Annotated in this window: 18 protein-coding genes and 1 tRNA gene; 11 read left to right on the forward strand and 8 right to left on the reverse strand. The window is 71.2% G+C overall.

The genetic code is table 11. The annotated features are described in order from the left end of the window. Positions 1-58: 58 nt before the first annotated feature. Positions 59-214, forward strand: coding sequence for a hypothetical protein (locus MFF04_RS19410; RefSeq protein WP_238278269.1), 156 nt, complete (start codon positions 59-61; stop codon positions 212-214). 74 nt (positions 215-288) lie between these two features. Then, positions 289-2,970: a bifunctional acetate--CoA ligase family protein/GNAT family N-acetyltransferase gene (locus MFF04_RS19415; RefSeq protein ID WP_238278271.1), complete on the forward strand. Its 2,682-nt coding sequence runs from the start codon at positions 289-291 to the stop codon at positions 2,968-2,970. Positions 2,971-2,989: 19 nt separating this feature from the next. On the opposite strand, the gene MFF04_RS19420 is transcribed toward MFF04_RS19415, so the two are convergent. Next, positions 2,990-3,187 carry a hypothetical protein gene (locus MFF04_RS19420; RefSeq protein ID WP_238278273.1) on the reverse strand — a complete coding sequence of 66 codons (198 nt, stop codon included), beginning with the start codon at positions 3,185-3,187 and terminating at the stop codon, positions 2,990-2,992. A gap of 298 nt (positions 3,188-3,485) precedes the next feature. Between MFF04_RS19420 and MFF04_RS19425 the strand changes: the two genes are divergently transcribed. Together MFF04_RS19425 and MFF04_RS19430 are read left to right on the forward strand one after the other, a co-directional pair. Further along, complete coding sequence (locus MFF04_RS19425) at positions 3,486-3,695, forward strand: cold-shock protein (protein WP_238278275.1); 210 nt, start codon at positions 3,486-3,488, stop codon at positions 3,693-3,695. 119 nt (positions 3,696-3,814) lie between these two features. After that, a complete protein-coding gene (locus MFF04_RS19430) occupies positions 3,815-4,015 on the forward strand; it encodes a hypothetical protein (RefSeq protein WP_163366564.1) in 201 nt (66 codons plus the stop codon). 23 nt (positions 4,016-4,038) lie between these two features. On the opposite strand, the gene MFF04_RS19435 is transcribed toward MFF04_RS19430, so the two are convergent. The 4 genes from MFF04_RS19435 to MFF04_RS19450 all read right to left on the reverse strand — a co-directional run bounded on the left by MFF04_RS19435 (position 4,039) and on the right by MFF04_RS19450 (position 7,432). Then, complete coding sequence (locus MFF04_RS19435) at positions 4,039-4,482, reverse strand: DMT family transporter (protein ID WP_238278277.1); 444 nt, start codon at positions 4,480-4,482, stop codon at positions 4,039-4,041. 95 nt (positions 4,483-4,577) lie between these two features. After that, entirely contained in the window at positions 4,578-5,111 is a 534-nt protein-coding gene (locus tag MFF04_RS19440; RefSeq protein ID WP_238278279.1) for a Dps family protein, read from the reverse strand. Between the two features lie 183 nt (positions 5,112-5,294). Continuing rightward, positions 5,295-6,923 (reverse strand): L,D-transpeptidase family protein, encoded by a 1,629-nt coding sequence (locus MFF04_RS19445; RefSeq protein ID WP_373320127.1) that lies wholly within the window; start codon positions 6,921-6,923, stop codon positions 5,295-5,297. A 92-nt stretch (positions 6,924-7,015) separates the two neighbouring features. After that, complete coding sequence (locus MFF04_RS19450; RefSeq protein WP_238278283.1) at positions 7,016-7,432, reverse strand: EVE domain-containing protein; 417 nt, start codon at positions 7,430-7,432, stop codon at positions 7,016-7,018. A 319-nt stretch (positions 7,433-7,751) separates the two neighbouring features. Between MFF04_RS19450 and MFF04_RS19455 the strand changes: the two genes are divergently transcribed. The 7 genes from MFF04_RS19455 to MFF04_RS19485 all read left to right on the forward strand — a co-directional run bounded on the left by MFF04_RS19455 (position 7,752) and on the right by MFF04_RS19485 (position 15,679). Further along, entirely contained in the window at positions 7,752-9,410 is a 1,659-nt protein-coding gene (locus MFF04_RS19455; RefSeq protein ID WP_238278285.1) for an OFA family MFS transporter, read from the forward strand. A gap of 126 nt (positions 9,411-9,536) precedes the next feature. Continuing rightward, positions 9,537-10,919: a sigma-54-dependent transcriptional regulator gene (locus MFF04_RS19460; RefSeq protein ID WP_238278287.1), complete on the forward strand. Its 1,383-nt coding sequence runs from the start codon at positions 9,537-9,539 to the stop codon at positions 10,917-10,919. Continuing rightward, positions 10,912-12,909 (forward strand): sensor histidine kinase, encoded by a 1,998-nt coding sequence (locus MFF04_RS19465; protein WP_238278289.1) that lies wholly within the window; start codon positions 10,912-10,914, stop codon positions 12,907-12,909. The genes MFF04_RS19460 and MFF04_RS19465 overlap by 8 nt, the downstream gene beginning before the upstream one ends. Before the next feature lie 98 nt (positions 12,910-13,007). Then, positions 13,008-13,724 (forward strand): DNA polymerase III subunit epsilon, encoded by a 717-nt coding sequence (gene dnaQ / locus MFF04_RS19470; protein ID WP_238278290.1) that lies wholly within the window; start codon positions 13,008-13,010, stop codon positions 13,722-13,724. 53 nt (positions 13,725-13,777) lie between these two features. After that, entirely contained in the window at positions 13,778-14,098 is a 321-nt protein-coding gene (locus MFF04_RS19475) for a hypothetical protein (protein WP_238278292.1), read from the forward strand. 162 nt (positions 14,099-14,260) lie between these two features. Continuing rightward, a complete protein-coding gene (locus MFF04_RS19480; protein ID WP_238278294.1) occupies positions 14,261-15,406 on the forward strand; it encodes an extracellular catalytic domain type 1 short-chain-length polyhydroxyalkanoate depolymerase in 1,146 nt (381 codons plus the stop codon). Between the two features lie 196 nt (positions 15,407-15,602). Then, positions 15,603-15,679, forward strand: a tRNA-Arg gene (locus MFF04_RS19485). Positions 15,680-16,167: 488 nt separating this feature from the next. On the opposite strand, the gene MFF04_RS19490 is transcribed toward MFF04_RS19485, so the two are convergent. From MFF04_RS19490 to zapE, 3 genes are all read right to left on the reverse strand, one after another. Beyond that, complete coding sequence (locus tag MFF04_RS19490; protein ID WP_238278296.1) at positions 16,168-17,601, reverse strand: NAD(P)(+) transhydrogenase (Re/Si-specific) subunit beta; 1,434 nt, start codon at positions 17,599-17,601, stop codon at positions 16,168-16,170. Positions 17,602-17,610: 9 nt separating this feature from the next. Further along, positions 17,611-19,185, reverse strand: coding sequence for a Re/Si-specific NAD(P)(+) transhydrogenase subunit alpha (locus tag MFF04_RS19495; RefSeq protein ID WP_238278298.1), 1,575 nt, complete (start codon positions 19,183-19,185; stop codon positions 17,611-17,613). Between the two features lie 880 nt (positions 19,186-20,065). Next, the gene (gene zapE / locus MFF04_RS19500) at positions 20,066-21,286 is read right to left on the reverse strand and encodes a cell division protein ZapE (protein WP_283206389.1); all 1,221 of its coding nucleotides are present in this window, start codon (positions 21,284-21,286) and stop codon (positions 20,066-20,068) included. Between the last annotated feature and the right edge of the window lie 212 nt (positions 21,287-21,498).

Genomic DNA, 21,498 nt, shown 5'->3' on the forward strand with positions numbered 1-21,498 from the left:
GGAAACTTCCGAAGCGGTCGGCACGTTGAGGCTCAGATTAACCTTCGCGAGACCCGACATGAAGACCGATTGGCAGAGCCTCTCCGACCTCGCCCAGGCTCGCGGCCTCAGCCTCGCCGAGGCGCGCTCGCTCGCCGAGCGCATGCACTGGCCGATGGTGTTCAAGACCCGCGAGACCCTCGTTCTCGCGCCCCCGGCGGCACCCGAGGGCTGAAGCCGCCTCGGAAACCGTTGACCCGGACCTGAAGATCGCGTCTCTCCGGGCCCTGCCCTGGAGGGAGGCCCGCTTTGAGCACCTACCGCTTCGAGAGGCTGCTCAAACCCGGCTCGATCGCGGTGGTCGGCGCCGGCCAGCGCGAGGGCTCGTTCGGCCGATCCGTCTTCGAAGCGTTGCAGGCCTCGGGCTTTCCCGGCCCGGTCCATCCCGTCAACCCGCGCCACGTCGCCGTCGAGGGGCATCCTTGCGTGCCGCGGGTGAGCGACATCGCCTCGCCCCCCGACCTCGTGCTCGTGGCGACCCCGCCGGCCACCGTGCCCGGCATCGTCGACGATGCCGGCGCGAGCGGCTGCGGCGCGGCCGTGATCCTCACCGCCGATCTCGGCTTCGGGCCGAACGATGCCGGCCCGAGCGCCCGCGAGGCCGCCCGCCGCCACGGGTTGCGCCTCGTCGGCGCCAACAGCATCGGCATCGCCGTCCCGGCGCAGCGTCTCAATGCCAGCCTGCTCGCCCACGCCCCCGAGAAGGGTGACCTCGCCCTCGTGTCGCAATCCGGCACCGTCGCGGCGGGGGTCCTCGAATGGGCGCGCCCGCGGGGGGTCGGCTTCTCGGCGATCCTGTCCCTCGGCCGCTCGTGGGACGTCGACGCCGCCGACTGCCTCGATCATTTCGCCGCCGATCCCGGCACGCGGGCGATCCTGCTCTGCCTCGACACCGTCACCGATGCCCGCAAGTTCATGTCGGCCGCCCGCGCCGCCGCCCGCTCGAAGCCGGTCGTGGTGCTGCGCGTCGCCCGAACCGATCTCGGGAGCGGGCATCCGCAGCCCGAGACCCATACCGGGGCACTCGCCCGGCCGGAGGCGGTCTACGAGGCGGCCTTCCGGCGGGCGGGCCTGCTCGCCGTCGCCGATCTCGACGAGATGTTCTCCGCGGTGGAGACGCTCTCGCGCCAGCGCCCGTTCCCCGGCCGGCGCCTCGCGATCCTGTCCAACGGCCACGGCATCGGCGCGCTCGCCGCGAACCGGCTGACGGAGCGCAGCGGCAGCCTCGCCGCCCTCTCGGACGCCGGCGGCCTGCCGGTGCCGAACCCGGTCAATCTCGGCATCGACGCAGGGCCTTCCGCCTTCGCGGCGGCGCTCGAGCCGCTGCTCGCGAGCCGGGCGACCGACGCGGTGCTGGCGATCCACGTCCCGACGATCCGTTCGAACGCCGTCGAGGTCGCCTCGGCGATCTCGGAGACCGTCCGCCGGGCCCGCGCCGGCGGCAGCCGGCGCCTGCCGGTCTTCGCGGTGTCGCTGGGCGACACGCCGGGCGCGACGGACCTGCTGTCGGGCGCGGCGATCCCGCATTTCTCCACGGATTCCGAGGCGGTGGAGGGCTTCCTGCACCTCGTGCGCTACAGGGAGGCGCAGGACGACCTCATGCGCACCCCCGCCTCGCTGCCGCGGGACTTCGCGCCGGACGTCGCCCGCGCCCGCGCGATCGTGGCCGGCGCCCTGCGCCAGGGGGCGAGCTGGCTCGATCCGCTCCAGGTCGCTGGCCTGCTCGACGCCTACGGCATCGCCGGCCAGCCCCTGACGCTGGTGCCCGACATCGACGCGGCCGCCTCCGCCGCCTGGCCGATCATCGCCGCCGGCGGCAGCGTCGCCCTCAAGGTCGCCTCGCCCGACATCGTCCACAAGTCGGACATCGGCGGCGTGCGCCTCGACCTCACCTCGGAGGCCGACGTGCGAGAGGCCGCCCGCGAGATCCTGGCCCGGGCCCGGCGGGAGCGGCCGGCGGCGCGCATCACCGGCTTCTGCGTGCAGCCCATGGTCCGCCTCGGCCGGCGCATCGAGCTGATCGCCGGCATCGCCGAGGACCCGACCTTCGGGCCGGTCGTGGTGTTCGGCCGCGGCGGCACCGCGGTCGAGGTCGTCGACGACCGGGCGCTCGCCCTGCCGCCCCTCGACCTGGCGCTCGCCGACGAGCTGATCGGCCGCACCCGCGTCGCCCGGCGTCTTGCCGGCTACCGGGATGTCCCGCCCGCCGACCGGGCGGCGCTGGCGCTGATCCTGGTGAAGCTCGCCCAGCTTTCCGCCGACCTGCCGCAGGTGCGCGAGCTCGACATCAACCCGCTGCTGGCCGACGACACCGGCGCGGTGGCCCTCGACGCGCGGGTGCGCGTCTCCCGCGAGACCGGCCGCGACGGGCGCCGGGCGGTCGGCGCCGGCCATCCCCGCTTCGCGATCCGCCCCTACCCCGTCGAATGGGAGCGCACGCTCGCCCTCAAGGACGGCCCCGCCGAGGTGCGCCCGGTGCGCCCGGAGGACGAGGGGATGTTCCGAGCCTTCTTCGAGACGGTCGACCCAGAGGACGTGCGCCTGCGCTTCTTCTCGCCGGTGAAGGACTTCAGCCACGCCTTCCTCGCCCGGCTGACCCAGCTCGACTACTCCCGCGCCATCGCCTTCGTGGCGCTGCGCGAGGGCGCGGACGGCCCGCGGATGCTCGGCGCCGTGCGCCTCCACGCCGACGCCAACCACGAGAGCGGCGAGTACGCGATCCTGGTGCGCTCCGATCTCCAGGGCGCGGGCCTCGGCGACGCGCTGATGCGGCTGATGATCGACTGGGCCGGCGCCGAGGGCATCCGCCGCATCGAGGGCACGGTGCTCGCCGAGAACCGGGCGATGCTCGCGGTCTGCCGCCGCCTCGGCTTCCAAGCCCGCATCGATCCGGACGATCCCGGCCTCGTGAAGGTCGAGCGGTCGGTCTGAGCCCCCGGCCGGTTCGGCCTCAGTCCTCGCCGGACGTCCGCTCGTCGGGCGAAGCCTGATCGTGGCCCTGCGCAGGCCGGTTCCAGCGCCGGCCGGCCGGGCGGCGCACGGCGCCCTTCTCGATGATGCCGGTGCTCTCCGCCACGCGCTTCGCCTTCGCGTTGAATTCGGCGGCCGAGAGCGATTGGGCGCGGCCGTAGGGGGACGAGCGGTTCATGACGGGCTTTCGGCGATGCGACGGCAGAACGAGGTCGCTGCCCGCGCTCACCGACGAGACCCTATTTCGCGACCGATCATGCGTCAAAGATAAATTCGTTCGATGAAAAATTTTCGCAGCCATTGTGAAATTTACCGAGTGTGATTATACGATCTCATATCGATCAGCGCTCGAAATTATTTGGCGGCGATTCTTCGCGTCCGGTTCGAATAATTTTCCTTCACGCATCGATTTGCGAACGAGTCCGGGCGCCTGCGCGCGGACGACTTCATAGCTACCGGAAATATCAGGACTTTCAATGAGCATCGGCACGGTCAAGTGGTTCAACGATCAGAAGGGCTTCGGCTTCATTCAGCCTGAGGACGGCGGCCAGGACGTTTTCGTCCATATCTCCGCCGTCGAGCGGGCGGGCCTGCCCGGCCTCACCGAGGGGCAGAAGATCAGCTACGAGCTCGAGACGGATCGCCGGAGCGGCAAGAAGTCCGCCGGACAGCTCCAGACCGTTTGAACCGCGACGGACCCGAGCGCGGGTTCTATGGGCCGCTCCCTCCGGGGCGGCCCTTCTCGTGTCCGGACCCGCGATCTCCCGCGGGCCGTGCGGCATGGATCGAACATCGAGGAGAGGACATGTCCCACAAGTTCAAGCTCGGGCAGCGCGTGCGCTACGCGCATACGGTCCACAGTGACGGCGCCTCCTCGCGAGGAGACGTGTGCGAGGTCGTGCGGCTGATGCCCGAGGATCAGACCGGCGAGCCGTCCTACCGCATCCGGTCGTCGACGGGCGAGCGCGCCGTCCGGGAGGGCGAGATCATCCTTGCCATGCGCTGACGGGCGTAACGCGCGGCGATGTCCTAGGAGCGGGCCACCAGCAAGACGCCGCCGATCATCAGCGCTCCGCCGAGCAGGCGCAGCGGGCCCGCCGCGTGGGGCTCGAAGCCGACCCAGCCGAAATGGTCGAGGACGATCGAGGCGATGACGCCCGCCGTCACCGTCAGGCCGAGGAAAGTCGCAGCGCCGACCCCTTGGGCGAGGGTGAGCTGCGCCGCGACGATGCCGCCGCCGAGCGCGCCCCCGAGCCAGCCCCACCAGGGCACCGCCGCGATCTGCTCGGGGCCTGGCCAGGACAGGCGGCCCGAGACAAGACCGATCAGCAGCACCGTGGTCGCCGTCGTCAGGCCGACCGCGATCCCGCCCGCGAAGGGCTGCCCGAGGCCGCGGGCCAGCGCCGCGTTCATCCCCGGCTGCACCGCCGTCGCGATACCGACGAGCAGGATGAGCGGGTAGGCGATCCACATCGCGCGGTCCTCCGGGAGGTTGGAATCGAGAGGGCCCCGCACCGCGTCGGCGGTACGGGGCCCTGTGGCGTCGGCCTTGGCGGCCGGAGGGGGGCTTAGTGGCCGCCCTGGGTCGCCTCGCGGGTCGACTCGTAGAGGAACCAGGTCCGCTCCTCGGACTCGTCGATCCACTCCTCGATGAGGCTCGTGGTCGAGACGTCGTTGGCCTCGTCGGTGATCTCGTGCAGCTCGCGCATGTTGGCGGTGAGCTGGCGGTTGTCGTCGCGCAGCTCCTTGAGCATGTCGAGCGGGCTCACGTACTCGGCGTTGTTGTCGGCGACCCGCTTCAGGCTCTCGGCCTGGCCCAGCGAGCGCAGCGTGGTGCCGCCGATCTTGCGGGCGCGCTCGCCGACGGCGTCGATGATCGCGAAGATCTGCTCCGACTGCGCGTCAAGGAGCAGGTGGTAGTCGCGGAAGTTCGGGCCGCTGACGTGCCAGTGGAAGTTCTTGGTCTTGATGTAGAGGGCGAAGAGGTCCGAAAGCAGGACGGTCAGGCCCTCGGAGATCTTCTTCACGTCCTTGGGATCGAGGTCGGTCGGCGTGTTGAGGCGGTCGCTGCCGACGCGCTGGATGGGCTTGGCCTTGGCCATGGGATCGTCTCCGGGGCTTGAACGGATCTCGTCGGCGCGCCCGTCCTGTCGGCGGCGCCTCACGTTCCGCAGAAAGCCCGGGGCGGTCCGATTGTTCCGCGCCGCGGGGCCGCTCTGCACAGCCTGCAGGCGCGGCCCATAGATCCCTTTCGCCCTTCCTGAGCCGGACCGGCCGGAAGCGCTCTAGCCGCGCGGACCGACGAGGCCCGGCGGCAGCGGGATGGGCGAGCCATCGCTGTCGGCCCGCGCGGTCGGGCGCGGCGCCGGCTTCGGCGCGATGGACCCGGTGGTCGTGACGTCGCGGGGGCGCGCGGGCGGCGGCGATACGGGCGCGGGAGCGGCTGCCCCGGCGGCGGCCTTCGCGGGCTCCTTCGACCGGGCGGGCGCCGGAGGCTGGGTGCGGCCGGGCGCGGCCTCGCGGCTCGCCGAGCGCTCCTGGGGCGCGGTGGGGGAGCCCGGCGTGTCGAGCCCGTAGATGTCGTCGCGGAAATGCGCCCGTCCGTCGGGGGTCGCGTAGCCCGTCAGGTAGACGAAGGTCACCGGGATCGGCTTGCCGAGCTTGAGATCGCGGCGCTCGCCCGTGGCGATGCCGGTCTCGATCTCGATCGGCCCCCAGGACGAGCCCGGCCCGTTCGGCCCCTCGACCCCCTGGAGGAGCCAGCCGATGAGTTCCTTCACCTGCCCTACCCGCACGCAGCCGTGGGAGTGGAAGCGGATGTCGCGGGTGAAGTACGACTTCGCCGGCGTGTCGTGCATGTAGACCGCGTGGCGGTTCGGCATGTCGATGCGCACCTGGCCGAGCGAGTTGTCGAAGCCGGGGTCCTGCCGCAGGGTGTAGTTGACAGCCTTCTCGCCCTTCCAGTCGATCGAGACCGCCTCGACCTCCTGGCCCTTGCCGTCGAGGATGCGGATGTGGTTGCGGGCGAGCCAGCCCGCATCCTTGCGCATCTTGGGGATGATCTCGTTCTTCACGACCGAGACCGGCAGCGTCCAGGTCGGGTTGAAGTTCACGTCCGTGATGCGGGTCTCGACGGAGGGCGTCGGCTTGTCGGGGCTGCCGACCACGGCGACGTAGCGCCGGGCGACGACGCCCTTCTCCACCGCCTCGACGCTGGCGGACGGGATGTTCACGACGACGTAGCGCTCGCCATACGCGAAGCTCGAGCCCATCAGCCGCGCCGCCGAGGCGGCGAGCTGGCGCTGGCGGACGCTTGCCGGCACGTTCAGCGCCGCGAGCGTCTGCTTGCCCACGAGCCCGGTCTCGGCGAGCCCGTGCCGGGCCTGGAAGCTCTTCACCGCGGCGGCGAGCGGCGCGTCGTAGCGGTCGCTGGCGGGGGCGTCGGCGGGAAGGTCGCCGGTCAGGGTGAGATGGTGGCGCAGCGCCGGGATCGCCGGATCGCGGGCGCCGGCCTTCGGCGCGAAGCCCGCGGGCAGCATCTCCCAGCCGCCGGCCTCGGCGAAGGCCTGGTAGCGCTCGGCCATGCGCAGCGTGTCGAGGAAGGTCGAGGGCGCGAGGCTCGGCACCGGATCGGCGGAGACGCGGGCATAGACGAGGGGCGCGGCCTCGCGGCTCTTCTTCGGCATGGCGGCCGCTGCGGGCGCGGGCTGCGGCGGCAGGGCGGGCGGCTCGGCGGGAGCCGGCGCTTCGGCCGGGGCAGGTGCCGCGACCGGGGCGGGGGACGGCGCGGAGGGGGCCGTCGAAGGCGGCGACTGCGCGAGGGCGCCGCCGACCGTCAGGGCCAGCGCCAGGACGGCGAGGCTGGGAGACTCGAAGAGACGCTGCACGCCGATACCCTGGCCCCGGGGACACATGCCGGCATCATCGGCAGGGATGGTTACCAATCCCTGTCGGCCGGCTCCCCGCCGCGGCCTGCGCCGTGTCCCGGCGCACCCCGCACCCTCCCTCAGCCGAGCCCGCCCAGGCGGCACACAGCCGCCCATTCCTGCGGGGTCACCGGCTGCACGGAGAGGCGGGCGTTCTTCACGAGCACCATCTCGGCGCAGGCGGGCTCGCCGCGGATGGTCTCCAGGGTGACGGGGCGGGGCATCGGCTCGACGGCGCGCACGTCGACCATGCCGAAGCGGCCGCTCTCGTCGGTGTGGTCGGGATAGTAGGGCCGGATCACCTCGACGATGCCGACGACGGCCTTGCCCTCGTTCGAGTGGTAGAAGAAGCCCTGCTCGCCGACCTGCATCGCCGTGAGCTGCTTCTTGGCGAGGTGGTTGCGCACCCCGTTCCAGTGCGTACCGGCCTCGCCCGCGGCGACCTGCTGATCCCAGGACCACGAATCCGGTTCGGACTTGAAGAGCCAGTGGGCCATGAGACGCTCCCCGCGATACCGGCGACGCTATAGCCGCTCGCGCCGCCCCGGCATCGGGAAATCCGGCTTATCCACGCCCGAGCGCCTCTGGCCGGGGCAGCGGGCGGGAGCCGCGAGGTCCGGACATTTTGTCCAGTCCCATCGAGGCCGACCTCGGCCAGCGCGGACAAAATGTCCAACTCCTCGCCAAGTAAAAATCGTGTCAAGCAATTGATAGGAATTAAGAAAACGCCCTTTCTTCCGGCTGGCTCGGACATTGCTCTGAAACGGATGGAGCGCGGCGGAGATCGCGCCCCGATCGGTCCCGTCAGGAGGAAACATGTCCGCTGGTATCGCTGCCGACCCCGGCTTCTTCAGCCGCGAGCGCACCATCGCCGCACCGAGCTTCAACCGCTGGCTGGTGCCGCCGGCAGCCCTCGCGATCCACCTCTGCATCGGCATGGCCTACGGCTTCAGCGTGTTCTGGCTGCCGCTGTCGCGGGCGGTCGGCATCACGCAGCCCGTCGCCTGCCCGGCGGAGATGGGCTTCCTCGCCTCCATGGTCGCGACGAACTGCGACTGGAAGATCAGCCAGCTCGGCTGGATGTACACCCTGTTCTTCGTGCTGCTCGGCTGCTCGGCGGCGGTCTGGGGCGGCTGGCTGGAGCGAGCCGGACCGCGCAAGGCCGGTCTCGTCTCGGCGCTGTGCTGGTGCGGCGGCCTGCTGATCTCGGCCTTCGGCGTCTACAGCCACCAGCTCTGGATGCTGTGGCTCGGCTCGGGCGTGATCGGCGGCATCGGGCTCGGCCTCGGCTACATCTCCCCGGTCTCGACGCTCATCAAGTGGTTCCCCGACCGGCGCGGCATGGCCACCGGCATGGCGATCATGGGCTTCGGCGGCGGCGCCATGATCGGCGCGCCGCTCGCCGACTGGCTGATGCGCCAGTTCGCGACCCCGACCTCCGTCGGCGTCTGGCAGACCTTCGTGGCGATGGCCGCGATCTACGCGGTGTTCATGGTCGCCGGGGCGCTGGGCTACCGGGTGCCCCGCGAGGGCTGGACGCCGGCCGGCTGGACGCCGCCGGCTACGATGAAGAGCGCCATGGTCTCCTCCAGCAACGTCGACCTCGACGTGGCGACCCGGACCCCGCAGTTCTGGCTGATCTGGGCGGCGCTCAGCCTCAACGTGTCGGCGGGCATCGGCGTCATCGGCATGGCCTCGCCGATGCTGCAGGAGATGTTCGGCGGCCACCTCATCGGGCTCGACACCCCCTTCGCCTCCCTCGACGCCAGCCAGAAGGCCCGGATCGCGGCGATCGCGGCCGGCTTCACGGGGCTTCTCAGCCTCTGCAACATCGGCGGCCGCTTCCTGTGGGCGACCTCCTCCGACCGGCTCGGCCGCAAGCTGACCTTCGCGATCTTCTTCACCCTCGGCTTCGTGCTCTACGCCGCGGTGCCGACGCTGGCGGCCACCGGCACGACGCTGTTCTTCGTGCTGGCGATGGGGGTGATCATCTCGATGTACGGCGGCGGCTTCGCCACGGTGCCCGCCTACCTCGCCGACATGTTCGGCACCAAGATGGTCGGTGCCATCCACGGGCGGCTGCTGACCGCCTGGGCCACGGCGGGCATCCTCGGCCCGGTGCTCGTCAACTACCTGCGCGAGTATCAGCTCGCCTCCGGCCTGCCCAACGCCCAGGCCTACAACCAGACCATGTACATCCTGGCCGGGCTCCTGGTCCTCGGCTTCGTGTGCAACCTGCTGGTCCGGCCGGTGGCGGCGCGCCACCACATGGTCGAGTCCGCGAAGGCCGCGCCCATAGCCGCGCCGCGCTCGGGTCCCCAGGGATCGGTGGCTCCGGCCTCGGTGGCCGCCACGCCGACCGCCGAGGCGGCCGCCGCCCCGGTGCTGGTGATCCTCGCCTGGGCCGCGGTGGGTATTCCGCTCGCGGCGGGGGTGCTGATCACCCTCCAGAAGGCGGCGATCCTGCTGCACTGACAAACCACGGCCCGCCGGTACCAGACCGGCGGGCCCTCGCATCGCCAAGCGCCGGGCGATCCTCTAGAAGCGGAGCCCGCCGGCCGACATGACCGGCCGCCCCTCGCGCTGGACCCGTGCGGCCCCATGAGCCAAGGCGCCATCCAAGGCCCGGACGCGACCGACGGCGCCGCCGCACCCGCCGATCCCTGGCTCGCCAAGGCCCACGTCCTCGTCGTCGACGACGAGCCGGGCATGCGCAACTTCCTGATCCGCACCCTCGGGCCCCGCTGCGCCCGGGTCGAGGCGGTGGGCGACACCGTCGCCGCCGGCCGGATGCTGGAGGCCAGCCATTTCGACCTCATCATCCTCGACAACATCCTCGGCGGCCGGACCGGGCTCGCCTGGCTCGCGGAGCTGCGGCGCGACGGGCTGTTCACCGAGGTGATCCTGATCACCGCCTTCGCGGATCTCGAGACCGCGATCGAGGCGGTGCGGGCGGGCGCGGCCGATTTCGTGCTCAAACCCTTCCGCACCAAGCAGATCCTCAACGCCGTCATCCGCTGCCTCGACCGGGCGGCGCTCCGGCGGGAGAACTTCGTGCTGCGCCGCCAGCTCGGCGCGGTGCCGCGAGCGGACGTGGCCGGCCGCATCGTCGGCACCTCCCCGCAGATGGCGCGGGTGCGCGAGCTCGTCGCCCGCGCCGCGGCGACGCCGAGCACGGTGCTGATCACCGGCGAATCCGGGACCGCCAAGGAGGTGACGGCGCGGGCGCTCCACGCGCAGTCGCCCTACGCCGACCGGCCGTTCGTGCCGGTGAACTGCGGCGCCATCGCCGCAGAGATCATCGAGAGCGAGCTGTTCGGCCACGTGAAGGGCGCCTTCACCGGCGCCGCCTCCTCGCGGGAGGGCCTGTTCTTCTACGCGCAGGGGGGCACACTCTTCCTCGACGAGATCGCCGAGCTTCCGCTGCCGCTCCAGACCAAGCTCCTGCGGGTGATCGAGGACCGCAAGGTGCGCCCGGTGGGCTCGGACCGGGAGATCCCGGTCGACGTGCGCCTGATCGCGGCCACCAACGCCGACCTTCCGGGCGAGGTCGCGGCCGGGCGTTTCCGTGCCGACCTCTACTACCGGCTCGACGTGCTGCGCATCCACCTGCCGCCGCTGCGCGAGCGGGTGGAGGACATCGAGCCCCTGGCGATGATGTTCATGGACCAGATCTCGGCACAGCTCGGCCTGCCGCCGCTGCCGATCCGCACGAGCGTGCTGCAGCGCTTCGAGACCTATCCCTGGCCCGGCAACGCCCGCGAGCTGCGCAACCGGGTCGAGCGGGCGCTGATCCTCGGCGCCTTCGAGGAGCCGGACACCGGCGGCCCCGCGGAGGCGCGCACCGACGATCTCGCCGAGGTCGAGAAGCGCCACATCCTGCGGGTGCTCGCCGCCTGCGACGGCAACCGGGCGGAGGCCGCCCGCCGGCTCGGCGTCTCGCGCAAGACGCTCGACCGCAAATGCGCTGAGTGGAATGCTTGAGCGGCCCGCCGGCGGCTGGGGCCTGCGCTCGGTCCGCGCCCGCCTCCTCGCCATCGCGCTGCTACCGATGGTGGCGGTGTTTCCCGTCGTCCTCGGCGTGATCCTGTTCTGGTGGCTCGCCCAGTTCGACGCGCTGCTCGTCTCGAAGGCCCATGACGACCTGATCATCGCCCGGCAGTACCTGCGCCGGATCATGGAGCGCGGCAGCGCGCAGATCGCGGCACTGGGGCAGTCGGCGGCCTTCGCGGAGGCCGGGCGCGCGGGCGGTCTGGAGGCGCTCCTCGAGGCCCGCCGCCGGGAGCTCGGCCTCGATTTCCTCTACCTGACGGCCCCCGGCGGCGCGATCCTGGCGGCGGCGCCGGCCGGGGCGCGGCCCTCGGCGGCCGGCGAGCGGCGCATCGTCGGCGCGGCGCTGGAGGGCCGGCCGGAGACCTCCATCGACATCTTCGAGGCGGGCGAGATGGCCTCCCTCGACCCCGGCATGGCCGCGCGGGCGCGCCTCGATCTCGTGCCGACGCCGGCCGCCGCCGAGACCGAGCGCACGGTCGAGACGCGGGGGCTCGTCATCCATTCGGCCGCACCCGCGCCCCTGCCGGACGGGCGCGTCGGGGCGCTGGTGGGCGGCTCGCTGCTCAACGGCAACCTCGGCTTCGTCGACACCATCAACGACCTCATCTACGCCCATGCCGACCTCGCCGCGGGCAGCCAGGGCACGGCGACCCTGTTCCTCGGCGACGTGCGGGTCGCCACCAACGTGCGCCTGTTCGGCGACCGCCGGGCGCTCGGCACCCGCGTCTCGCAGGAGGTGCGCGACGCCGTGCTCGGCCAGGGCCGCACCTGGCTCGACAGCGCCTTCGTCGTGAACGACCGCTACATCTCGGCCTACGAGCCGATCGCCGACGGGGCCGGCCGGCGGGTCGGCATGCTCTATGTCGGCTTTCTCGAACGCCCCTTCCGCCTGGCGCGCTGGGCGATGATGGCGGCGGTGCTCGGCGCCTTCCTGATCGCGGCCGCCGTGACCGTGCCGTTCCTGCTCCGGCTTGCCCGTGCGATCTTCCAGCCGCTGGAGCGCATGAACCGCACCATCGCGGCGGTCGATGCGGGCGATCTCGGTGCGCGCATCGGCCCCCTCGCCAGCCGCGACGAGATCGGGCTCGTCGCGCACCGCTTCGACGAGCTGCTCGACCGGCTCGAAGCACGCGACGGGGAGCTGCGCGCCTTCGCCCGCGAGCTCGACGCCCGCGTCGAGGAGCGCACGCGCCAGCTCGAGGACACCCGCCGGCAGCTCGTGATGTCGGAGAAGCTCGCCTCGATCGGCGAGATCACCGCCGGCGTCGCCCACGAGATCAACAACCCCATCGCCGTCATCCAGGGCAACCTCGAGGTGGCGCGCGAGGCCCTCGGCCCGGCGGCCGACGAGGTCCGGGTCGAGTTCGACCTGATCGACCAGCAGGTCCACCGGGTGAACATGATCGTGACGCGCCTGCTCCAGTTCGCGCGGCCGGAGGAGTATGCAGGCTATGTCGAGACCGTCGCGCCCGCCGACGTCGCCGCCGACTGCCTCGTGCTCGTGCGCCACCTGCTGGAGCGCGCCGACGTGATCGTCGAGACCCGCGGCGAGGCGACGCGCACGGTTGAGGTCAGCCGCACCGAGCTGCAGCAGGTGGTGATCAACCTGATGATCAACGCCCTCCACGCCATGCCCGACGGCGGCCGTCTCGGCATCGAGACCCGCGACGAGGACCGCGCCGAGGCGGAGGGCGTCGCGATCACCGTGGCCGATACCGGCGTCGGCATTCCCGCCGACCGGCTGCGCAAGATCTTCGATCCGTTCTTCACGACCCGCACGCAGGGCGGCACCGGCCTCGGCCTCTCGATCAGCTATACGCTGATGGCCCGCTACGGCGGCACCATCGAGGTCGAGAGCGAGGTCGGCGCGGGATCGCGCTTCACAGTCTGGCTGCCGTGTTCCCGCGATCCGGAGGCATGAGCCGGCCGCGGTTTTCCCCGGCCGCCCGCGCGGCGGCAGGCGAAGCCCCGGCCGAACCAGTGTAGGATCGGAAAAGCCCCGCGAAGGAGAAGCCCGGCGTGCTGCGCGAGATCGTCCTCGACACCGAGACCACCGGCACCGACGCCAAGGGCGGCGACCGCATCATCGAGATCGGCTGCATCGAGCTGATCAACCATGTCCAGACCGGCGCGAACTGGCACCGCTACGTCAACCCGGAGCGCCCGGTCTCGGAAGGGGCGCTCGCAGTCCACGGCCTCTCGGACGCCTTCCTCGCCGACAAGCCGCTCTTCGCCGACGTGGTCGAGAGCTTCGCGGCCTTCTGCGGCGACGCGAGGCTCGTGATCCACAACGCACCCTTCGACGTCGGATTCCTCAACATGGAGTTCGCCCGGCTCGGCGCGGCGGCACCCCCGGCGATCGTCCTCGACGAGGTGGTGGACACCCTGCTCCTCGCCCGCCGCAAGCACGCGGGCGCCTCCAACACCCTCGACGCGCTCTGCGCCCGCTACGGGGTCGATACCAGCCGCCGCACCAAGCACGGCGCGCTCCTCGACGCGCAGATCCTCGCCGAGGTCTATGTCGAGCTCCTCGGCGGCAAGCAGGCGAGCCTGGGGCTGGCGCCGGTCGAGGAGAACCGTCTCGTCGGCGATCTCGGCGATGAGATCGCCGCCGGCACCGGTCCCCGGCGGATGCGCCGCCGGCTGACGCAGGCCGAGGAGGCCGCCCACGCCGCCTTCGTCGCGAGCCTCGGGGGTACGCCGATCTGGCGCGAGTACATCTCCGACGAGGCGTGAACCCGGCCGTTCCCCGGCCGTTGCCGTCCGAGTCGACGCAGCGGGAAACGGGAATGACGCGCACGATCACACGCAAGATCACACTCGCGGCGGCCGCCCTCGCCGGCCTCTCGCTTGCCCTCGGCGGTCCGGCCTCGGCCCAGATCGTGACGGGCGGCGCCGGCAACACCGGCGTGGCACCGCCGGCCGGCGTCGGCGGCGTGCGGCCGGGCGAGCGCGACCTCGGCCCCAGCCCAATCACCCGCGGCAACCAGGCCAACCCCAGCAACTCCTCCGTGCCGGGAACGACCCCGGGGGTGAACATCGGCGGCACCGTGACCGGAGGCCCGCCCGGCACCGGCGGGACCGCCGGCGGGCCCTCCCTCGACCGATAGCCATGCCCTGCCGCCGAACCTCGGCCGACATCACCATCCCGTGACCCGCGCATTGTGCGTCGCGGCAAGCAGGTTGCATTGCACAATGGCCTGCGCCATATCCGCCGTTCGAGGGGGCGCTCCACGGCCGAGCGCCGCGGACAACGGACGGGCGGGCTTTCCATGAGCGACTCCGATCTCCGCCGCGGGTCGACCCCCCTCGGCGACATGGCCGAGGTGATGCGGCTGACCCGCGCCGGACGACTCGACGAGGCGACGGCCCTGATCGGCCGCGGCCTCTCGCAGACCGGCGTGTCGTCCGGCGTGCCGCTGCGTCCGGAGGCCCTGCGCGAGTCGCTGGGCGGCCTGCTGCGGGATCTGCCCGATGCCTTGCCGAGCCTGTCCACCTTGCCGGGCCTGTCCGGCCTCGGCCGGGGCATGACCCCGTCGGTGGAGCCGATCGCTCCGGCCTCCGATCTTCAAGCACGCCGGTTCCAGGGCCCGGCCGGAGCGCGCGACTATCGCCTCTTCGTGCCGAGTGCGCCGCGCATGCCCGCCCCTCTCGTCGTGATGCTGCACGGCTGCACCCAGACGCCGGATGATTTCGCCGCCGGGACCGGCATGAACGCCCTCGCGGAGGCGCAGGGCGTCTTCGTCGCCTACCCGGCCCAGAGCGCCCGCGCCAACGGGCAGCGCTGCTGGAACTGGTTCGAGCCCGCCGACCAGGAGCGCGGCGCCGGCGAGCCGGAGATCATCGCCGGCATCACCCGCGCCCTGATCGGGGAGTTCCCGATCGACCCGGCCCGCGTCTACATCGCCGGCTTCTCGGCCGGCGGCGCCGCGGCGGCGAATGTCGCCCGCGCCTATCCGGACCTCTACGCCGCGGTCGGCATCCATTCCGGCCTCGCGGCGGGCTGCGCGCGGGACCTGCCCTCGGCGCTCGCCGCGATGCGGGCCGGCGCTCCCGGCGAGGCCATGCCGACCGGCCTCGGCGCCGCTGCTGCGGTCGTCGTGCCGACCATCGTGATCCATGGCGAGGCCGACGCGGTCGTCAGCCCGCGCAATCTCGACGCCGTCCTCGCCCAGGCCGGCGCGGAGCGCCTCCGCGCGAGCCGGGAGACGCTCTCCGGCGGCCGCGCCGGGCGCCGCACCCTGTACACGGACGCCTCCGGGCGCGTGCTCGCCGAGAGCGTGCGGATCGAAGGGTCCGGCCATGCCTGGTCGGGAGGCCACGCGGCCGGCAGCTACGTCGACCCGGACGGCCCCGACGCCTCGGCGATGATGCTGACCTTCTTCGCGCGCCACCGCCTCGGCGCCGGCCGCGCCTAGCGCCCTCGTCCCGACAATGCCGCCAGTGCCATGCGGCCGGGCCTGACGCCCCCTCGAAGGTGAGCGCTTGCGGCAAGACCCGCCTAGGCGGATCGAGCGATCACGCCCGCTCCCGGAAGCTCTCGCGCCATGCGGAGGATCGTCTTTCACCGCGTTGCGCCCGCCCGCCAGTTGGGCTAGGTGAGAGCCACGGCCTGCACCCGTAGCTCAGCTGGATAGAGCGTTGCCCTCCGAAGGCAAAGGTCACACGTTCGAATCGTGTCGGGTGCGCCATGCCTTTCCCAAGACCTTGCTGGGCTGAAGAAGCCACATAGAGCAGTCGCTCGCCCTTCGTCACTCGTGCGAAGCGGGGGGCAGACGGGCCGTGGCTCTGATGTCGTGTCTCTATCGCGATGCCGCCGGCACCGGCTCCTTCCGCCGCACCATCCCCCCGAACCTGCGGAGCTTCATGGCCGCGCCGTGAACAGGCGCGTCGGCCTGGAAGCGCCTCGGGACGAAAGACCCGGCGGCCGCCAAGCGGTCGGCGGCACGGCTCCTCTCAGCCTGCACCCGGGACTTCGCGCTGCAGGCACGACGGAGGCGGCGCAGCTCCCCATCGGGCGATCTTCGTCGTCAGTCCGCCAGAGGCCGCTCGCCGATGCCTCGGCGCGGCACCGGCGAGCGGTGCCGGGTTCCCCAAAGGCCGTACCATCCGCATCGCATGGCCGGGATCTGCACCCAGGCTCAAGCACGAGAACGCGGCTCCGGAGAACCCGGATCACCTAGACGATCTGCGGCAGCAGCTTGTCGACCGAGGCCTTGGCGTCGCCGTAGAACATCCGCGTGTTCTCCTTGAAGAACAGCGGGTTCTCGATGCCCGAGTAGCCGGCGCCCTGCCCGCGCTTCGACACGAAGACCTGCCGCGCCTTCCACACCTCGAGAACCGGCATGCCGGCGATGGGCGAGTTCGGGTCGTCCTGCGCGGCCGGATTTACGATGTCGTTCGAGCCCACCACGATCACGACGTCGGTTTCGGGGAAGTCCTCGTTGATCTCGTCCATCTCGAGGACGATGTCGTAGGGGACCTTGGCCTCGGCGAGCAGCACGTTCATGTGCCCCGGCAGACGCCCGGCGACCGGGTGGATGGCGAAGCGCACGGTCTTGCCGGCCGCGCGGAGCTTGCGCGTCAGCTCCGAGATCGACTGCTGCGCCTGCGCGACCGCCATGCCGTAGCCCGGCACGATGATGACGCTGTCGGCATCGTTAAGGGCCGCGGCGACGCCGCCCGCGTCGATCGCGACCTGCTCGCCCTCGATCACCTGCGCGGGGCCCGTGGTGGAGCCGAAGCCGCCGAGGATGACCGAGACGAACGAGCGGTTCATCGCCTTGCACATGATGTAGGACAGGATCGCACCCGACGAACCGACCAGCGCACCGACCACGATCAGCAGATCGTTGCCGAGCGTGAAGCCGATGGCCGCCGCGGCCCAGCCCGAGTACGAATTCAGCATCGACACCACGACGGGCATGTCGGCGCCGCCGATGCCCATGATCAGGTGCCAGCCGATGAACAGGGCGAGCAGCGTCATCAGCAGGAGCGCCCAGAGGCCGGCCCCCTGGCAGTAGACGACCAGCAGCAGCAGAGAGAGGATCGCGGCGCCGGCGTTGAGCGCGTGCCCGCCGGGCAGCTTCGTCGCCTTGCCGTCGATCTTGCCGGCGAGCTTGCCGAATGCGACCACCGAGCCGGTGAAGGTCACCGCGCCGATGAACACGCCGAGGAACACCTCGACCTTCAGGATCGAGATCTCGACGCCGGTCTTGTGCGCGAGGATCGCGGCGAAGCCGGTCAGGGCGCTCCTGGCCGTCTCGTCGAGCGCCAGGACGCGGCGCAGCTCGATGTCCGCGTTGAAGCCGGTGAACACCGCGGCCAGGCCGACGAAGCTGTGCAGCGCCGCGACGAGCTGCGGCATCTCCGTCATCTGGACCTTGCCGGCGACGTACCAGCCCACGGCGGCGCCGATCAGGATCATCAGCACGACCAGCCACACGTGCCCGACGCCCGGGCCGAGGATGGTGGCCGCGACGGCGACGCCCATGCCGACGATGCCGTACCAGACCGCGCGCTTGGCGCTTTCCTGGCCGGACAGGCCGCCCAGGGAGAGGATAAAGAGGACAGCGGCCGCGATGTAGGCGGCGGAAACGATGCCGATGTTCATGACGGCCTCTTACGACTTCTGGAACATGGCCAGCATCCGGCGCGTGACCAGGAAGCCGCCGACGATGTTGATGGTGGCGATCAGGACCGACAGGGCCGCGAGGAACGCGACCATCTTCGAGCCCGAGCCGATCTGCAGCAGCGCGCCGATGATCACGATGCCCGAGATCGCGTTGGTGACCGCCATCAGCGGCGTGTGCAGGCTGTGGCTGACGTTCCAGATCACCTGGAAGCCGACGAAGCAGGCGAGCACGAACACCACGAAATGCGCCATGAAGCTCGCCGGCGCGAAGGCGCCCACGATCAGGAGCGCCGCCGCGCCCGCGGCGAGCGTCACGACCTGGCTCTTGGTCTCCGCCCGAAAGGTCGCGAGCTCCTTGGCGCGCTTCTCGTCCGGGGTCAGCTCCTTGACCTTCTCCTTCGGCTTCTGGGCGGCGATCGCCGCGACCTTGGGCGGCGGCGGCGGGAAGGTGACCGCGCCGCCATGCGTCACCGTCGCCCCGCGGATGACGTCGTCCTCCATGTTGTGGACGACGACGCCGTCCTTGTCCGGCGTCAGGTCCGTCAGCATGTGGCGGATGTTGGTCGCGTAGAGCGCGCTCGACTGCGTCGCCATGCGGCTCGGGAAGTCCGTGTAGCCGACGATGGTCACGCCGTTCTCACTGACGACCTTCTGCTCGGGGACGGTCAGATCGCAGTTGCCGCCGCGCTCCGCCGCCAGATCGACGACGACCGAGCCCGGCTTCATCGCCGCGACCATGTCGGCGAGCCAGAGCTTCGGCGCCGGGCGGCCGGGAATCAGCGCCGTCGCGATGACGATGTCCATCTGGGGCGCGAGCTCGCGGAACTTGGCGAGCTGCTTCTCGCGGAACTCGGGGCTCGACGGCGCGGCGTAGCCGCCGGTCGCGGCCCCGTCCTGCTGCGCCTCCTCGAAGTCGAGGAACACGAAGTTCGCGCCCATCGACTCGATCTGCTCGGCGACCTCCGGCCGGACGTCGAAGGCGTAGGTGATGGCGCCGAGCGAGGTCGCGGTGCCGATCGCGGCGAGGCCGGCGACGCCGGCGCCGATCACCAGCACCTTGGCGGGCGCCACCTTGCCCGCCGCCGTGACCTGGCCCGTGAAGAACCGGCCGAAATTGGCGCCCGCCTCGATGACGGCGCGGTAGCCGGCGATGTTCGCCATGGACGACAGGGCGTCCATCTTCTGGGCGCGGCTGATGCGCGGCACCATGTCCATCGCGATGACGGCGGCGCCCGTCTCGGCGCAGCGCTTCAGCAGCTCCTCGTTCTGCGCAGGGTAGAAGAACGAGATCAGCGTCTTGCCGGCCCTCAGCCGCTCGGCTTCCGCCGGTTCGGGCGGGCGCACCTTGGCGATCACGTCGGCGCGGTCCCAGAGCTCGGCGGCCGTCTCGACGACTTCGACGCCCGCGGCCCGGTAGGCCTCGTCCAGATATCCCGCCGCCGTTCCCGCCCCGGCCTCGATGAGGCATTCGTGACCGAGCTTCTGGAGCTGAGAGGCGCTGTCGGGAGTCATCGCGACGCGCGACTCTCCCGGCGAGATTTCCTTTGGTGAACCGATTTTCACTGTGTCCTCCGAAGCTCGTCAGATCATGCCCTGGCCGCAGTCGGCGGCGATGGTCAAGCGGTGCCGCGACACAGCTTCACGCTTATCGGGCGCGAGGAAGGCAACGCGTCGTGAAATTCCTCCGCGTTGCGGCAACAGCCCGGGAAAAATCCCGGGCGGATCAAGCCCTTACCGGGATCCGCGCGATGTCGCATGCCCCATCGCGGAATGTCGTAGATCAGATATGAAACTCCCAATCTGAGCTTCTATTGGAATATGCACTCTCTAAGAGGCATCACATCAAGGATATACGATCAGTATACATGCGCGTAAACGCCAGACAGGAATAAATTTTCTTCTGCGAAATTCAAATTTTGATTCTTTGGTCAGCTCGTTTTCATGCCAATACCGCAACCCGTCGAAGGCATCCAGTCTGTCGGGCTGATCCCGGATCGACTTTCCGACATCCAGCACGAGGTTGGTTCGCGACACGGATCCAGACCGGTCTTCGGGCTCGACGCGAAGACGCTCGGATCGTTGAGCCCCGCCCCTTCGGCAGGATGGCCACGGTGAACCCGGCGAGGCTGAGCGGACCGTTCGGCAGGAACGTCAGCGGCGGGTTGTCGGCGGTCTCGATCTCGGGGACGGCGTCGAAGCTGACGTCGCGGCGGCAGCCTTCGAACCCTGACGACGTGCCGGGGGAGATCGAGGTCGCCCAGTCCGGGCCGGCGCCGCGGGGCAGAGACGACGGGGCGCCCCTGACCGCAGACCTCGCGAGGCCGGCCCGCGCCCTCATCACCCTCGACCGCTGCGGGCGGCCCCGTCAGACGCTCCAAGCCCCCCGAAGCCGGGACCGCTCCAGGGCTCGGCGCCACCTCTCATCGAGGCAGGTCTCATCCGGTCAGGTCTCCGCGAGACCGGCGCTCGATCCCGTGGCGCCGGAATCGCCGTGGCCCTTGGGGAGGGCGAGGTACTCCCCGGAGCGCATCTCGATGAGGCGCGAGACGGTGCGGTCGAACTCGAAGGCCTCGCGGCCGTCGCGGGCCTTGTAGAGATCGGGCGCGTCGGCGGCCGCGGAGGCGAGGAGCTTCACCCGCGCTTCGTAGAGCGTGTCGACGAGCGTGATGAACCGCTTGGCCTCGTTGCGGTTCTCCTCGCCCATCACCGGGATGTCCTCCAGGATCAGGGTGTGGATGCTCGAGACGAGGGCGAGGTAGTCCGAGGCTCCGAGAGGTTTTGCGCAGAGATCGGCGAAGGGTACACGCGCGACGCCCGCCGCCTCCTCGGGCACCGCCACGTCGCGGCCCTTCACGCGGATCGTCGCGGGCTTGCCCCGCGCCTTGCCCGTCAGCGACCGGAAGGCGGTGTCGAGGGCGGCCTTCGCGGCGGCGTCGGCCGGCACGTGCCAGACGGAAGCGCCCCCGAGCTTCTCCAGGCGGAAGTCGGTGCGGGAATCGAGGCGCAGCACCTCGACCCGCTCCTGCAGCTCGGCGACGAAGGGCAGGAACAGCGCCCGGTTGAGGCCGCCCTCGTAGAGCCGGTCCGGCTCGACGTTCGAGGTCGCCACCACCGTGACGCCGCGGGAGAACAGCGCCCCGAACAGGCGCCCGAGGATCATCGCGTCGGCGATGTCGGTGACGGTGAACTCGTCGAAGCACAGGAGCCGGGCCTCGGCGGCCAGCGCGTCGGCCACCGGCGGGATCGGGTCGTCGCCCTTCGCGGTCCCGGCCTTGAGCGCCTGGCGGTGGGCGTGGACGCGCTCGTGCACGTCGGCGAGGAACCCATGGAAGTGCACCCGCCGCTTCGGCTCGGGGGCCGCCTCGTGGAACAGGTCCATGAGCATGGTCTTGCCGCGCCCGACCGAGCCCCAGATGTAGAGCCCCCTCGGGGCCTCGGGCCCCTGCGAGCGCTGGCCGAACAGCCAGCCGAGCGCACTGCTCTTGCTCGCCCTCCGGCGCTGGGCGAGGTCGCGCAGTAGCCGGTCGAGGGCCCGCACCAGCTTGACCTGCGCCGGATCGCGCTCGATGGCGCCGCGCGCGACGAGCGCCTCGTAGCGCTCGGCGACGGGCCCTGCCTCTCCGGCGGCCTGAGGCCCCGCGCCCGGTCTCGATGTCTCGCTCACGGCCGCGCCGCCTCCGGTTGCGTCCCTCGATCCTCCGCTGTGGCGCCTCGTGCGGCGGCGATCAAGGATCGGGCGGTGCGATCGGGCGCGCGTGTCACAGGTCGCGTCGGCAACCTTCGACCTTATGGTGCATTGCACACATAATGCAGGCGTGGCATGCGTCGCGCAGGATACCGCCGCTTCCGCTCTCGGGCGCGGCCTCGCCGAATGGC

Origin of the sequence: Methylobacterium jeotgali (assembly GCF_022179345.1) — a bacterium.
GTDB lineage: Bacteria > Pseudomonadota > Alphaproteobacteria > Rhizobiales > Beijerinckiaceae > Methylobacterium > Methylobacterium jeotgali.

Bases quoted from the DNA above. Each gene is read 5' to 3' on its own strand.
- MFF04_RS19475 (WP_238278292.1), top strand. From the start codon at position 13,778: ATGACGCGCACGATCACACGCAAGATCACACTCGCGGCGGCCGCCCTC.
- MFF04_RS19455 (WP_238278285.1), top strand. From the start codon at position 7,752: ATGTCCGCTGGTATCGCTGCCGACCCCGGCTTCTTCAGCCGCGAGCGC.
- MFF04_RS19410 (WP_238278269.1), top strand. From the start codon at position 59: ATGAAGACCGATTGGCAGAGCCTCTCCGACCTCGCCCAGGCTCGCGGC.
- MFF04_RS19450 (WP_238278283.1), bottom strand. From the start codon at position 7,432: ATGGCCCACTGGCTCTTCAAGTCCGAACCGGATTCGTGGTCCTGGGAT.
- MFF04_RS19445 (WP_373320127.1), bottom strand. From the start codon at position 6,923: ATGTGTCCCCGGGGCCAGGGTATCGGCGTGCAGCGTCTCTTCGAGTCT.
- MFF04_RS19440 (WP_238278279.1), bottom strand. From the start codon at position 5,111: ATGGCCAAGGCCAAGCCCATCCAGCGCGTCGGCAGCGACCGCCTCAAC.
- MFF04_RS19490 (WP_238278296.1), bottom strand. From the start codon at position 17,601: ATGAACATCGGCATCGTTTCCGCCGCCTACATCGCGGCCGCTGTCCTC.
- MFF04_RS19420 (WP_238278273.1), bottom strand. From the start codon at position 3,187: ATGAACCGCTCGTCCCCCTACGGCCGCGCCCAATCGCTCTCGGCCGCC.
- MFF04_RS19465 (WP_238278289.1), top strand. From the start codon at position 10,912: ATGCTTGAGCGGCCCGCCGGCGGCTGGGGCCTGCGCTCGGTCCGCGCC.
- MFF04_RS19480 (WP_238278294.1), top strand. From the start codon at position 14,261: ATGAGCGACTCCGATCTCCGCCGCGGGTCGACCCCCCTCGGCGACATG.
- MFF04_RS19425 (WP_238278275.1), top strand. From the start codon at position 3,486: ATGAGCATCGGCACGGTCAAGTGGTTCAACGATCAGAAGGGCTTCGGC.
- MFF04_RS19460 (WP_238278287.1), top strand. From the start codon at position 9,537: ATGAGCCAAGGCGCCATCCAAGGCCCGGACGCGACCGACGGCGCCGCC.
- MFF04_RS19430 (WP_163366564.1), top strand. From the start codon at position 3,815: ATGTCCCACAAGTTCAAGCTCGGGCAGCGCGTGCGCTACGCGCATACG.
- MFF04_RS19435 (WP_238278277.1), bottom strand. From the start codon at position 4,482: ATGTGGATCGCCTACCCGCTCATCCTGCTCGTCGGTATCGCGACGGCG.